The sequence below is a fragment of the Alteromonas salexigens genome, assembly GCF_025628895.1.
GTDB lineage: Bacteria > Pseudomonadota > Gammaproteobacteria > Enterobacterales > Alteromonadaceae > Alteromonas > Alteromonas salexigens.
Genome location: NZ_JAOTJC010000006.1, coordinates 408,401 through 422,276, shown reverse-complemented (window position 1 = coordinate 422,276; position 13,876 = coordinate 408,401). Strand labels below are relative to the sequence as shown.

10 protein-coding genes are annotated in these 13,876 nt (G+C 46.7%); 8 read left to right on the top strand and 2 right to left on the bottom strand.

From position 1 onward, the window contains the following. The first annotated feature begins 80 nt into the window (after positions 1-80). The 6 genes from OCL06_RS06025 to OCL06_RS06000 all read left to right on the top strand — a co-directional run bounded on the left by OCL06_RS06025 (position 81) and on the right by OCL06_RS06000 (position 9,526). Positions 81-1,532 (top strand): circularly permuted type 2 ATP-grasp protein, encoded by a 1,452-nt coding sequence (locus OCL06_RS06025; protein ID WP_262992833.1) that lies wholly within the window; start codon positions 81-83, stop codon positions 1,530-1,532. Position 1,533: 1 nt separating this feature from the next. Beyond that, positions 1,534-2,454 carry an alpha-E domain-containing protein gene (locus OCL06_RS06020; protein WP_262992832.1) on the top strand — a complete coding sequence of 307 codons (921 nt, stop codon included), beginning with the start codon at positions 1,534-1,536 and terminating at the stop codon, positions 2,452-2,454. A 659-nt stretch (positions 2,455-3,113) separates the two neighbouring features. Then, on the top strand, positions 3,114-5,432 hold the full coding sequence (locus OCL06_RS06015) for an AI-2E family transporter (protein ID WP_262992831.1): 2,319 nt from the start codon (positions 3,114-3,116) through the stop codon (positions 5,430-5,432). 300 nt (positions 5,433-5,732) lie between these two features. Then, on the top strand, positions 5,733-6,344 hold the full coding sequence (locus tag OCL06_RS06010; protein WP_262992830.1) for a hypothetical protein: 612 nt from the start codon (positions 5,733-5,735) through the stop codon (positions 6,342-6,344). Positions 6,345-7,588: 1,244 nt separating this feature from the next. Beyond that, positions 7,589-8,644, top strand: coding sequence for a tyrosine-type recombinase/integrase (locus OCL06_RS06005; protein WP_262992829.1), 1,056 nt, complete (start codon positions 7,589-7,591; stop codon positions 8,642-8,644). Positions 8,645-8,719: 75 nt separating this feature from the next. After that, on the top strand, positions 8,720-9,526 hold the full coding sequence (locus OCL06_RS06000; protein ID WP_262992828.1) for a TlpA disulfide reductase family protein: 807 nt from the start codon (positions 8,720-8,722) through the stop codon (positions 9,524-9,526). Positions 9,527-9,575: 49 nt separating this feature from the next. Here OCL06_RS06000 and OCL06_RS05995 read toward each other — a convergent pair whose 3' ends face one another. Both OCL06_RS05995 and OCL06_RS05990 read right to left on the bottom strand, forming a co-directional pair. Further along, complete coding sequence (locus OCL06_RS05995) at positions 9,576-10,325, bottom strand: RES family NAD+ phosphorylase (protein ID WP_262992827.1); 750 nt, start codon at positions 10,323-10,325, stop codon at positions 9,576-9,578. After that, a complete protein-coding gene (locus OCL06_RS05990; RefSeq protein WP_262992826.1) occupies positions 10,322-10,675 on the bottom strand; it encodes an MbcA/ParS/Xre antitoxin family protein in 354 nt (117 codons plus the stop codon). The genes OCL06_RS05995 and OCL06_RS05990 overlap by 4 nt, the downstream gene beginning before the upstream one ends. A gap of 314 nt (positions 10,676-10,989) precedes the next feature. Between OCL06_RS05990 and OCL06_RS05985 the strand changes: the two genes are divergently transcribed. Beyond that, entirely contained in the window at positions 10,990-11,787 is a 798-nt protein-coding gene (locus OCL06_RS05985; protein ID WP_262992825.1) for an alpha/beta fold hydrolase, read from the top strand. Then, positions 11,780-13,789 (top strand): ATP-binding protein, encoded by a 2,010-nt coding sequence (locus OCL06_RS05980; RefSeq protein WP_262993120.1) that lies wholly within the window; start codon positions 11,780-11,782, stop codon positions 13,787-13,789. The genes OCL06_RS05985 and OCL06_RS05980 overlap by 8 nt, the downstream gene beginning before the upstream one ends. Positions 13,790-13,876: the final 87 nt, after the last annotated feature.

Sequence of the window (13,876 nt, the reverse complement as noted above, 5' to 3'; positions counted from 1 at the left end):
TGCTAATTTCCTTGATTGCTTTTTACCCATTATCCGCGTATAGATGTATAAGAAATGGTCAGCAACGGAAGGGCATGGTAATGGCGATACGATGGGGGAGTTATAAAACGGGGCCATTTTATGATGAGTTGATAGCCGGCAGAAATAAGGCCAGACCGGCTGCGGACGCACTATGCCAATATCTGCGTTCACTGAGCGACGGAGAGCTGCTCGATTACAAACTGGCGGCAACCACTGCCATTCAGGTTATGGGGATCACCTTTACGGTTTACAGTGAAGAAGAAGGCTCTATCGATCGGGCCTGGCCGTTCGACATTATTCCCCGCATTATTCATAAACAAGAGTGGACAGAAATTGAAAAAGGTCTGAAGCAACGGGTCAAAGCACTCAATATGTTCATAAACGACCTGTACAATGAGCAGCACGTTATTAAAGACAATATCATCCCTGAGTCTATACTCACCCAGTCTAAAAATTATCTGCCAGAGTGCCGGGGCATACAGCCTCCGCATGGGGTATGGGCGCACATTTGTGGCTCAGATTTAGTTCGCGACCATCACGGTACGGTATATGTGCTAGAAGACAATCTGCGGGTACCCTCTGGTGTGTCGTATATGCTTGAGAACCGTCACGTCATGAAACGCGTTTTCCCTGAGCTGTTCGGCAAATACAACATCCTGCCCGTGGATGATTATCCCTCTGATCTTTACAACATGTTATGTGAGCTTTCCCCCCGCCAGATTGAGCAACCTGAGATAGTGGTACTGACACCAGGTATTTATAATTCCGCCTACTTTGAACACGCATACCTTGCTCAGCAAATGGGCGCGGAGCTGGTCGTGGGTACTGATTTAGTGGTCGACGAAAACGATAAAGTATTTATGCGTACCGTAGCGGGCCTGGCACAGGTAGATGTGATTTACCGGCGCATAGACGACGCGTTTATCGACCCGGAAGCCTTTCGGGAAGACTCCATGCTGGGCGTACCCGGATTATTACGGGCCTGGAAAGCGGGTAATGTCGCGCTGGCAAATGCGCCCGGGGCAGGGGTGGCAGACGACAAAGTCGTGTACGCCTTTGTACCTGATATTATTCGTTATTACCTGAATGAAGAGCCACTGCTGCCTAATGTACCCACCTATAAGTGTATTAATAAAGAAGAGCGGGACTATGTAATCGACAATATCGCCGACATGGTGGTGAAGCCCGCCAACGAGTCGGGAGGCTACGGCATGCTAATTGGCCCGCATGCCACCAAAGCTGAACGAGACAAATTTGTTCGGCTGATCCGCAGAGATCCCCGTAATTATGTAGCGCAACCCATGCTTCTTTTATCGACGGCGCCCACGCTTATCGATACCAAAGCTGAAGCACGACATCTCGATTTGCGGCCGTTTATTTTGTCTGGCAGTAAAATCACTGTCACCACCGGTGGTTTGACACGGGTGGCAATGCGCAAAGGCTCGACGGTGGTAAATTCTTCGCAAGGTGGTGGGAGTAAAGACACCTGGATTGTGGACTCGGAGGTCTGACATGCTTTCACGCGTAGCTAATCACATATACTGGATGGCCCGTTATCTTGAACGTGCGGAAAATACGGCCCGACTCATTCAGGTTAACACGCACTTGTTACTGGACTTGCCAAAAAGCGTGACGTTAGGCTGGGAACCCATCATCGATATACTGTCATTTCGTGACACGTTTTATGAGCAATACGAAACTGCCGATGAAAAAAGTGTTATTCGCTTTATGGTCACAGACACGTCGAACCCAAGTTCTATTATCAATACGCTGGCTATGGCGCGCGAGAACGCACGGATTGTCAGGGAAATCATTCCATCTGAAGCCTGGGAGCTGATTAATAATTTACATGCGCAGGCAAAAAACGATGGCCAGAGTGTGTTGACTCGTCGCCACCGCTTTGACTGCTTGAGCCGGGTCATCACCGGCAATCAAACCATCACCGGATTGGTAGGCGGAACCATGAATCGTGATCAGGCCTACGCCTTTCTGCGGCTCGGCAGGCACCTCGAACGGACGGATATGACTACCCGTATAATTGATGTGCGCTCAGCCTCACTGATACCGGGTTTATCAGAGGATCATACCGCCTTCGAAAATATCCAATGGATGGGCGTGTTGAAGTCGCTGACTGCCTATCAGATGTACCGACAGGAAATGCGGTTACGCATTAAACGGGAAGATATCCTTAACTTTCTATTGAAGAAAGAAACCTTTCCTCGCTCACTAAGTCATGGTTTAAGCCAATTAGAAAAATGCTTAAAAGAGTTACCTAACCCGAAAGCAGTGCAAACCAGGATTGCCAATGTTCGCAATGAACTGAGCAACCTCGACACTTCCGAATTAAAACAGGATGTGCTGCATGATGTTATCGATGATATTCAACTAGGTCTGCTCACAATTCACGATGCTATAAACGAGACCTATTTTTAGTCATGAATCCGTCCAGATTATGAGCGCATAGGCTAGTCTGTGGTCTTATAGCTATTCATTGTGGGTGCAGCAGAACGTATATGATGACTTCCTTAGTATTGGTTCAGGTTAGTTCCTCAATAAAACTCACCTAGATAGTATGACAGCGAATAAATTTTAGACTAAAGTATAAGTCCGTGAGGCCATCTCAAGGTTGAAATTGCATGATAACTGGTGATGAGAGGTTTTTCTCTAAAAGTGGGAACAGAGTAAAGTTATTAGAAAAAGTGATATCACAACCTACTGGTTTTTATAGCGGTAAGGGTAAAGGGCATTGGATAGTTGAAATACTTACAGGTAATAGCCGCGGGGAGAGAATGGTTTGTGAAGAAACAGAGTTGGTAGACTCTACAGATGAATATAGGTGGACTTAACCTACCACCTGTCGAGTTTCAGAAGCTGCGAAATTTTGCTGGCAAGGAATTAACTACACTTTCTTACTTACGCATCTTTACTCCTAAAAATTTTTTAGTAAGCATACCTTTGCAACGAGGGTCGACATGCTACTTGTCACCATTGATAAGCTAAGAATCAGAAGTGGACTGATAGCGAGTATAAACGTCTGCAGCGGTAACAGTGCGCCCGGAAACGTGCAAACGCTTCTGAAGGAAGCATACTAAGTGAAAACAACCCGCCCCCAAGCCGCAGATCAAACGTTTTTGATAACTACATTGGGTTTAACGGCTGCCATTGCAATTTTATACCTTGCAAAAGTAGTAATCATGCCCGTTGCAGTGGCCGTCATGTTGGCCTTCTTACTAGCGCCCTTAGTCACTCGTCTACAAAGATATGGCGTGCATAGAGTGGTCGCCATAATTGCTACTATAGCCATTGCGTTCAGTATCATTACTGCGATTGCATGGACGGTAAGCATCCAAGTAGTAAGTTTAGCAGAGCAACTCCCTCGTTATGAAGAAACCTTACGGGGAAAAATACGACAGATAAATAAGACCCACCATGGAGACAGTCCGTTAATGCGGGCGGGTGATGTGGTAGATAACTTGCGTAAGGAGCTTCGTACTGAAGACTCCGAAGAACATCCGAGTCATGATGGCAATACTGTAACACCTCCCAAGGATTCAAGGCCCATTGAAGTTGAAATTCGATCTGAAAAACAAAACTTCATTGAATCGACAGCGAAGATTATAGGTCCATTCGTTGGACCACTGGGCACAACCGCCCTTATTGCTATTTTTGTTATAGCGATCTTATTTCAGCGTGAAGATTTACGGGAAAGAGTAATCCAACTCATCAGCGGCGGGCGCCTGAATATGGCGACTGAGGCAATAGATGATGCTGCGAAGCGTGTATCACGTTATCTACTCATGCAATTATTAGTCAATGCTACGTACGGGATCCCGATTGGGATTGGTCTCTATTTTATTGGCGTTCCAAACGCTTTTCTATGGGGCTTACTGGCTATTTTATTGCGGTTCATTCCTTATTTAGGGCCTTGGCTTGCTGCTTTTTTCCCCCTAGTGCTTGCTTTTGCTATCGAACCCGGTTGGTCTAAATTGTTTATGACGTTGGGACTATTTTTGACGTTAGAAGTAATCAGTAACAATGTTATAGAGCCATGGTTATATGGGGTGAGCACTGGAATCTCTAACTTTGCGCTGATGGTCGCAGCGGTATTTTGGACCTGGCTATGGGGGCCTGTCGGACTATTTTTATCAACGCCACTTACCGTGTGCGTTGTAGTAATGGGTAACTATGTGCCCAGCTTGAAATTCATCAGTGTTTTGCTCGGAAGTGTTCCCGCTCTGAAACCACACGAAAGGCTGTACCAGAGAATGCTGGCAATGGATTATGATGAAATGCTGACAGTCTCGCAGCAATACATCAAAGACAATTCGTTTATGGAGTTTTACGATAAACTATTGATACCAGCACTGAATGAGGCGGAGGCGGACCGGAATTCAGGTGATCTGGCTGAAATTCGACAGACCTTTATATTGCAAAATACACCTGAGCTGCTTGAAGAGCTGGGCGATGAGTTCGCGCCCGAATCATGTTTCGAATCAGATACGGCCAATGTGTTGTTAGTTCCGGCAAAAGACGACATAGATGAACTGGGGGCAAAAATTTTAGCATGGGCTATGCGATTGAACGGAGTCGCTACCAAAATTCACGCTGCAACCAGCTTACCAGAAGAGTGCGCCGATTTAGTGAGAAAGGAAGATATAAAAGTGGTGTGCATTTCCGCAGTACCACCTGACGCCTTTATTCCCGCACGGCAACTTAGTCGTCGGTTAAGTGCCGGTTGTCCTGGATTGAAGTGCTTAATCGGTGTTTGGAGTCAAACTGCCCACGCGAATGATCTTCAACGTAGAATGACTAAAATATCCGAAGCTACTGTGGTGACATCTATACAGGATGCAGTCAGCAGTGCCCAGATGATAATGAACGTACCTGAGGAAACGCATTTCGAGTCGGCTCCTATCCCAGAAGACGAATCTAAACGAATTAAGGAAGTGCACCGATTAAATTTACTCACTAACGAACCATCGGAGGTATTCGACAATATTTCACGTACGTTGGCAAAAGCCTTTAAGGTACCTATATCACTGGTGTCTATTATTGATTCAGATCGGCAGTTTTGGAAATCTCATTTTGGTCTACCGGAGGACCTTGCCATGGCCGGTGAGTCCCCTAGGGAAACATCTGTTTGTGGACATGTTGTAGCAAACAACAGTGCGTTTGTGATTAAAGATATCGCGAAAGATAAAAGGTTCGCCAACAACCCATTTCTAAAAAGCCGCGGAATTCGTTTCTATGCAGGCGTGCCACTACGAAGTCGCGCAGGACAAGCAGTAGGGAGCTTGTGCGTTATCGATGTTAAACCTCGCACCATTACAGAAACAGAGCTTTCTTTATTAGAGTCATTGGCAGATAAACTAATGCAAGAAGTTGATAAAAAAGACGATAACGTTAATTAACAAGTATCTATGAACGGGGCTCGTTTGGACACCAGTATAATGAACAAGCATTAAAATGACCGATGCACGTCGATGCCCCTTAATCGGGTAGCTGAAAGTGGTCGACAATGAAATGATGGTTAAAAGTCCTTGGCGAGAGCAGGGGACTTAGAATAGTTTATAAACCAGGTCTGCCGATATTCTCTTATTTAAAGAATGGAATCTTAAATAATGCCGTTATCTTTTGTTAAAGTATTGATGATGCCAACTATACTTATTTGTTGTATAGCTTGCGAACCAGCCAATGTACAAACAGACTCCATGATCCGGCGAAATGCTGCCGATAATGAAGCAGCCATTCTGGTGGAAAAAGCATCACAGTTGGGTAACGAATATGTATGGCAACAGCCGGAAGAGAATCTGGCTGAACTGGAAATGATCCAGAGCCTGGTCCACGAAGCACATCAGGTGTATTCGAGTGCACGTATTGTAGGCTGGAAAAACAGCGAACTTACTGCACTTAAAGCCAGGCTGGCATCCATACGAGTACCACTGGCAGAAGCAAGCCTGAATGCATTTGATCAAGCCATAACCAAATCGATGGCATTCAGGCAGTATAAAACGGAAGTTGAAACACTGCCGGTGGCAAACAATGATGTTGCAAAACAGGCACTGTATAAACACCTGGATGCGTTTAACAAGGATCTTAAAGACTGCTGTGTTAACCGGATACTGTTAATCAACCGATTCCTGACAGCTGACCGCGATAAGTTTTACGGCACGATGAAGTTAGGCCAAAACACCATGTATTACATGGGACTGTTAATTCGCGGAGATATAACCAGTGACGTGTTACGTGAAAAAGTCAGTAATGAACGCCGGAAGCTACAAACTTCAGGTAACATTGCCGCACAACATAACGACAGGCAATAAATTGCAAAGCTGTCCAGAACCAGACTCAAAGAATAAAGTTATGAAGCGTAATGCCGCAGTACCGTGGTACGCAGCGTAAAATGTAACGGGCAACACCTCGTTTAATCTGTCAGATTTCACGTAGCGTTATGGTCTTAAACAAAAGGAAATTGAGACCACGTTATCAAGGCTTAGTCTGACCGTTGCAATAAACACAGCAAAGCCAGGGTTAATCATGTAGCACTAACGGTAGTTGCTATGAGCTGGCTCACGCGTCATTAATTATTACTTTCTACGCAAGAACCTCCACGGTAAGCAGATAAACCCGTACATATCATTTAGTACAGCCATGAGCTTGCGTAATTAACTGAAAATCCTAATACGCACTGAAACACTATGTGCAGGCCTGAACACCAATAAGCAAGCCCTAGGCATGGGTAGGACGCGTCCAGACGCCCTCATCCATCCCAATAGCTTACTTCTCATAATGTATATTATGTTAAATAAGGTATTAAAGTAAGTACAGCAGGACCAGAGTAGCTTCTGATAAAGCTACAGTATTTCAGTGTGTTATGTTTTGTCTGTCGTATTACCGGTGGATACGTACTGTTTGTGAGTATTAAGTGCGCGTAGCTCTGCCCTTACTTGCATTTGTTGTTCGTACACAACAGTCTGCGTTGTTTGTGCGTTGGTTAATTTGGTCTGCGCCATGTTGCGTGCCATGTAAGGTAACTCTGGTGCCAGGTTTCCGTATTCTCACAGATGCCAACTCCTGGTTTTACTTGTTACCTTGCAGCTCGCTATGGTGTTTCGAGGTACGCTATTGTCCCCATGGCTGGTGATTTGCTTCCAGCGTATGCGCAATCGCACGCGGTGCTCAGGTTAAATTGCTGCAGAAATTCATTACTACCTTTACTGATATGCGTTTTGGTAAGGCTTGGGGCTCACACCGTCGTAGCTAATAGCTGCGCAGAACCTGTATTACGAAAGACCGTACCCAGACAGCGCCGCGCGGCCTGAATGAAAGCCGTGTATTATACCGGACCAGTACCAAGCCCAGCCCGAAAACAACAAGGCCGCTACTGTGGCTTTGCTATACCCTGTACTTCGTTCGGCTTGCATCTTTTTACGATAACTGTATATTCAGACAGTGGTGCGGTATAGCATCACGCCGCATACATCATAAAGTACGTTGAAAATGTTCACGCATGATAATTCCAGTTATCGTGCGTGAAGTTCTAAAGGGCATCAGTTAAGTAGTTGTTATGTCAGAAAATATTCCTGTCTCAGCCGGTTTTGCTCATACATATAAACACGCTGTGAACGAGTATTTTCAGGACATATTTACCAAACTGCCACTTAATACCCAGCGCGCTTATGTCAGTGACTTTAACGAGTTTGCTATTTTCTGCAGTCAGGACGGGCTGGCAGGCTTCGATGATAACATGGCAAATAATGAACACTGTATTAAGCGCTATGTCGAAGTACTCTGTCAGTCTCCGCTCGCGTACCGTACCATTAAACGCCGGTTGAGTGCGCTGAGTAAATTTCTGGGTATTGCTAAGCTGCCAAACCCGCTTATTCAGTCTGTCTATTTGCGCGACTTTATTCGGTTATCCCTGGCTGAAAACGAGAAGTATCAGCTGAGTCATGCTCAGGCAGTCCCCCTAACCCTCGATTTACTTAACACAATAAATGAACGGGTGATCCCCGATACGCTTCTGGAAATGCGTGACCTGGCTATTATTAACCTAATGTTTGATGCGCTGTTGCGTGCAGATGAATTAGTCCGGGTACGATTGGAGCATGTGAATAAGCGCAGCAATACGTTACTGGTACTTACCTCAAAAGCTGACCAGACTGGTAAAGGTAGCTACCGCTATTTATCTTCCAGTACGCTGGCAATGATTGATGAGTATATAAATGAAGCCAACCATGAACACGGGCATGACTGCCCTCGCCCATCTGATGATCCCAGACGTATAAATAATGGCGTCTTGTTTCGTCGGGTAGCGAACCGGGGCCACGCATTACTTCCTTACAACGAAGCTGCTACAGGGAAACATGCTGCGACGCTGCATTATTCCAGTATTTATCGTACCTGGTTGCGCATTGCCCGGCTTGCCGGTATTAAAGAGAAAATCACACCGCACTCTGGCCGTGTCGGTGGCGCAGTATCACTGGCTGAGAACGGCGCCACGTTACCGGAAATGCAGCTGGCCGGGGGCTGGCAGTCTCCTGACATGCCCGGCCATTATGGCCAGCAGGCTGCCGTGGGTAAAGGTGGCATGGCTAAACTGGCCGCCAAATTCAAACGTTAGTGGGTGATTAACTCCCCTCGTCATTGTATATCAATGCTGTAAAATGCCCGATCTCGTTTTCTATAAGGGATTTCTGTGACTAGCATTTCAATTGGCCCGTTTGCACTGGCGACAAGTACAGCACTGTTATTGGCAGCAATTGCGCTGTTTTACTTGACCGTGCACCTGTTTACCCGCAAATCTAAACATCATCAGAAGGCTAAAGATGCCGTCATCACCGCTCTTATAGCCGGCTTCATAGTGGCCCGCCTCTCTTTTGTCATTGCTTTCTGGGAAATCTATCAGCAAAACCTGCTGTCTGTGCTGGACATTCGCGACGGTGGGTTTAGTCACGGCTTTGGCTGGGTGGCAGGCGTTATCACCTTACTCGTAAAAATCAGGGGCGATAAGGCGCTGGTTACCTCTTATGTGAAATCAGGAGCAATCACGGTGGCGTTGCTGTTCCCGCTGGTAGTGATAAACACCCTGCTGTCTAGCACCACAACGTATTCCTCAATTGAGGTCGTTAATCGACATGGAGAGCCGGTAAGTTTGCCTCAACTGTCCGACAAACCTGTTGTGGTTAATTTCTGGGCTTCCTGGTGCCCGCCTTGTCGGCGGGAAATGCCTGTGCTGGAGAATGCGCAGGCCCAACGGCGCGATGTCACTTTTGTTTTTATTAACCAAAAAGAATCTCCTGCCACCGCGCGTAAGTTTCTTCAGCAACAAGGTGTTGAACTGGATAATGTCTATTTCGACATTTCAGGAAGCGCAGCCCAGGCAGTGGGTGCATATGGTCTGCCTACAACTCTCTTTTTTAATCCTGACGGAAGTTTATCTGACAGTCATATGGGAGAGCTATCTGAAGCCAGCTTGCAGAACTATTTAGACAGCTGGAATTAATCGCAGGGCCAGCCTTTACGATAGTCCTCACGCCCTACCCTTAAGTACATTAGCTGGCCGGGTAAGGCAATGCACCTTCCACCAAAAACTGTTCAATTCGGAAGGTAACCGGGAACTCTTTAGGCAGTGAGAACCGCAGAACCTTAGCCTCCGGCAAGACTTCACACAGAACCGGTGTAACCTGTTCGGGCTGGGAAGAGACTATCACTGCCGGGTTGTCTATCGCCACGTTAACCCCTTGATCGCACCGCGCAGAATAGTAACGGATAAGCTGTGTCCCGGCCTCCCTTGAAATTTCCCCTACCGCCTGCGTAAATGAGTAACTTTTTTCACTGGTTAACTGACTTAACGCCACCGGATCGTTTACCGTAGTCATATCTGAGGCACTCGCTGTTACCGCGGTGACAGAAAATAGCTGGTGATCTGAATGTACTTTATGAGGAAAAGGCGCTTCCATTCCGTCAAAAAAGACGAACCGGTAAAATGCCGCTTCAGCAAGACAGGTGCTGATCTCCTCACTGGCATAGTAATAACTGGGTTCATGGCGGGTTCCGAACCGGGAGCCGTGGTTGAGCGGGGGATAACGAAACGGCGTACTTATAAGGTAATGGCGACCATATGCTTCATCAGGATACGGTGGTTTAAAGTTATCTATAATATCTTCTAGCAGAGCGTGCTCTTCCAGATCGTCCACCAACCCATACGTGGCCGCCTCTTCCTGGGTTTCTACTATTCGCCATATGCTACCCGCATACTCACCATGCTGGCCAAACTTCTCCACTACCTCTCGTGGCGTCATATTTTCGCTCTCATGGCATCCAGGTACTCATTAACGTTTACCAAACCTGAAATTCTTTTCACAAGATCTTTAGGTACGCCACGCAGGTGCTTATTGGCCGTAGTAAACCAATGCTTCATCGCTGCTTTGTCGCCACCCAGAATGGCGTATAACGCCCGGTATAAGCGGATAAACAGCACCTGAATTTCATGCTCTTTACTGCTTTCGTTAAAGCCCCTCCCATTTGTTAATGTCGCACGGGTCTTTCCTACTATTGCGGCAGCCTCTGCATCCGTGAGCCCAAAGTCTTTGCAGGCATTTCGATAGGCTTTAGACACGAGGGCCTGACTATTTGTGCGTTGCTTTTCCACGTTCTCACCTTCCAGACTCTGACAGATAACTCATTTGTATAATTCTAGACAAACACGATACATATGTAAAATATTTAACAGACAAGACGAATATCAATTGGCTCAACCGTCTTAACTGGGCGCTCAGTATTAATTTTGCGCCTTGCCAAACCTGTAAATTTTCGGGATTAGTTGTGCAGAGGGTGAAAATACTCCATATCTTCGTTCGAAGACATTGCACAGTGCGTTGCCAAACGGTATAAACGAAAGTATAAGGTCACAAACTTTTTATAAATCAATTATCAACCTAAACTCCCATATCATACGAGGGAACTATGGACGTTCGACTTCGAAATAATGTCAATATTATAGGCGATGGACAGACTGTCATGGTTATGGCGCACGGTTTCGGCTGTGATCAAAACATGTGGCGGTTTTTAACCCCCTCGTTTACCCGTGATTACAAACTGGTTTTATTTGATCTGGTGGGAAGTGGTAAGTCTGACCTTACCGCTTATGATTACAAAAAATACAGCCACTTACAGGGGTACGCAGACGATCTTATTGAAATAATTGATGACGCTACTGATAAGCCCGTTATTTTTGTGGGGCACTCGGTAAGTACAATGATAGGTCTGCTCGCCTGCAACACTGCGCCTGAAAAGTTTTCCCGTCAAATCATGGTAGCGCCCTCCCCCTGCTATATAAATGACGGGGACTATCACGGCGGATTCTCTGAAGAAGACATTGCAGAATTGTGTGAAACTATTGAAGGCAATTACTTGGGTTGGTCCAGTGCAATGGCGCCGAATATAATGGGCGCGCCCGACCAGCCGGAGCTATCTGAGGAGCTTACTAATAGCTTTTGTCGTACCAACCCTGATATCGCAAGACATTTTGCTGATGTGACCTTCACTTCGGATCACCGCGACGAACTCGATAAGTGTCAGGTTCCAAGCTTAATATTGCAATGCGATGATGATTTCATAGCTCCGACCACTGTAGGGGAGTTTATGAAAAACACTATGCCTGACGCTACATTGTCTATTATTAATAATGTGGGACACTGTCCACATATGAGTTCACCGGATCAGTGTGCAGTTGCCATGAAGAGGTTTTTAGAATATCAATAAGCCGAAAGCGTTATCGTCCGCGATCCCAGATACAGCTGCAACTTACGAACATGCAGCATGTGGTCTGGTGACCACTGAACTAAATGGTACCATCGTTAAAGCAAATACCACGTTTTGCAAGTGGATGGGCATAGAAGCAGGCGAATTACTGTATACCCGGCGTATACAGGACCTGCTAACTGTCGGGGGTCGTGTTTTCCACCAGACTCACTGGGCGCCACTGATGCAGCTCCAGGGTACAGTAGCGGAAGTTCAGTTGGATCTAAAAACTGCACAAGGCACTGTATTGCCCATGCTGGTTAACGCCTCGCGAATTGAGTTTCAGCAAACCCAATATGATCAACTGGCATTAATTCAGGCCGCTGACCGCAAAAGTTATGAACGAGAGCTATTAAAGGCCCGCCGTTCTGTCGAAGACTCGCTTCTCTCCCTTCATGAAACCCAACAACAGCTACGCCAGGCTAATGAGTTTTTAAGCGTCGCCATACGCAGTGCCCGCATGGGTGTTTGGTCGCAGGATCTGGCCAGTGGGCAGGTTAAATGGAGTACTGAATTACAAATGCTCACAGGTATTACGGATACATCTCGCTGGTCCAGTAGCGATGCCTTTCTTGAGCTTATTCATCCCGATGACCGTCACGCATTTATCACTGAGTTGGCTCTGGCTATCAAACATGAAGCCGATTACGACATTGAATTTCGTTTACAGCACAGTGATGGAAGCTGGCTGGATATGGAGGGGCGCGGTCACGGCAGTTACGCCGAGTCAGGGGAAGCAGTATCAATATTTGGCATTTTTACCGATATCTCCGGCCGCAAAGCTGCTGAGCGTGAGCTTTTTGAATTGAATCAGAAGTTGAGAGAGGCCGACAAGCGCAAAGATCAATTCCTGGCCACCCTGGGACACGAGCTTAGAAACCCCCTGGCACCTATTCAGAATGTACTTGAGATTATCCGTACCAAGGATCCTCAGGAACAGTGGATGCGCTGGTCCAAAGAGGTTATCGAACGTCATGTCTCTCAGATGACCCACCTGGTTGAGGATCTCATGGAGGCTTCTCGCATTTCTCAGGGACGATTATCGTTGCGCAAAAAGAAAGTAGATGTTGCCGACATAATGCAAAGTGCCGTGGAAGCGTCCCATGGCATCATTGAAGAAAATAAACATCATATAACAGTGTCACAACCTGAGACCCCGGTGCTGTTACACGCAGACCCTACCCGGCTCATCCAGGTGTTATCCAATTTGCTGACCAATGCTGCAAAATACACCCCCGTGGGGGGCAAGATATCGTTGCAGGCTCAAGTAAGCGGTATGGAGATCCGATTTACCATTACCGATACTGGGATTGGCATCCCAGAAGACCAACTTTCCCATATTTTTGGCATGTTTTCCCAGCTTGAGCCGGCAATTGAAAGAGCCCAGGGCGGTTTGGGGATTGGACTTGCATTGGCTGCTAAGCTTGTGGAGATGCATGGTGGCAGTATATCTGCTCACAGTGAAGGCATAGGTAAAGGCAGTACCTTTACCGTGACTATGCCGCTGGCCGAGGATCAGTCCGGCGCGGTAACTGTAACCCCCCGTGAACCAGAGACCGTCACACCCAAATTACGGATCCTGGTGATTGACGACAATGTAGATGCAGCAGAAAGTCTCGCAATGCTGTTTGATTTAAACGGTCACACCACGCGTTTTGCGCACGACGGTGCGAGTGGCGTGAAAAGCGCTGCCAGCTTCAATCCGGATGTGGTGCTTTCCGATATTGGTCTGCCTGACATAAGTGGCTATGAAGTAGCCAAAGCGCTGAGAGATATGCCGAACGGTCATGCCATGTTGTTGGTTGCTACTACCGGCTGGGGGCAGGAAAAAGACAAAGTGCTCGCTAAACAAGCAGGGTTTGATAAACATTTCACCAAGCCTCTGGACTTTCAGGCCTTAAAACGTTTTCTCCATCAGCATTACACAAAGGCGTCCAACCGCCCTGTCCCGCAAGATAATTGAAATTTTTCTCTTGCCATTATTGCTCACAACGCGAAGCAATCTTTTTGTCGTTCTTTTCGTATTAACAGCGTAATCCGCATTAAGGAG

What these genes read in the sequence shown, in the direction of transcription:
- OCL06_RS06025 (WP_262992833.1), top strand. Translation starts at nt 81, where the DNA reads ATGGCGATACGATGGGGGAGTTATAAAACGGGGCCATTTTATGATGAG.
- OCL06_RS06020 (WP_262992832.1), top strand. Translation starts at nt 1,534, where the DNA reads ATGCTTTCACGCGTAGCTAATCACATATACTGGATGGCCCGTTATCTT.
- OCL06_RS06010 (WP_262992830.1), top strand. Translation starts at nt 5,733, where the DNA reads ATGATCCGGCGAAATGCTGCCGATAATGAAGCAGCCATTCTGGTGGAA.
- OCL06_RS06005 (WP_262992829.1), top strand. Translation starts at nt 7,589, where the DNA reads ATGTCAGAAAATATTCCTGTCTCAGCCGGTTTTGCTCATACATATAAA.
- OCL06_RS05995 (WP_262992827.1), bottom strand. Translation starts at nt 10,325, where the DNA reads ATGACGCCACGAGAGGTAGTGGAGAAGTTTGGCCAGCATGGTGAGTAT.
- OCL06_RS05985 (WP_262992825.1), top strand. Translation starts at nt 10,990, where the DNA reads ATGGACGTTCGACTTCGAAATAATGTCAATATTATAGGCGATGGACAG.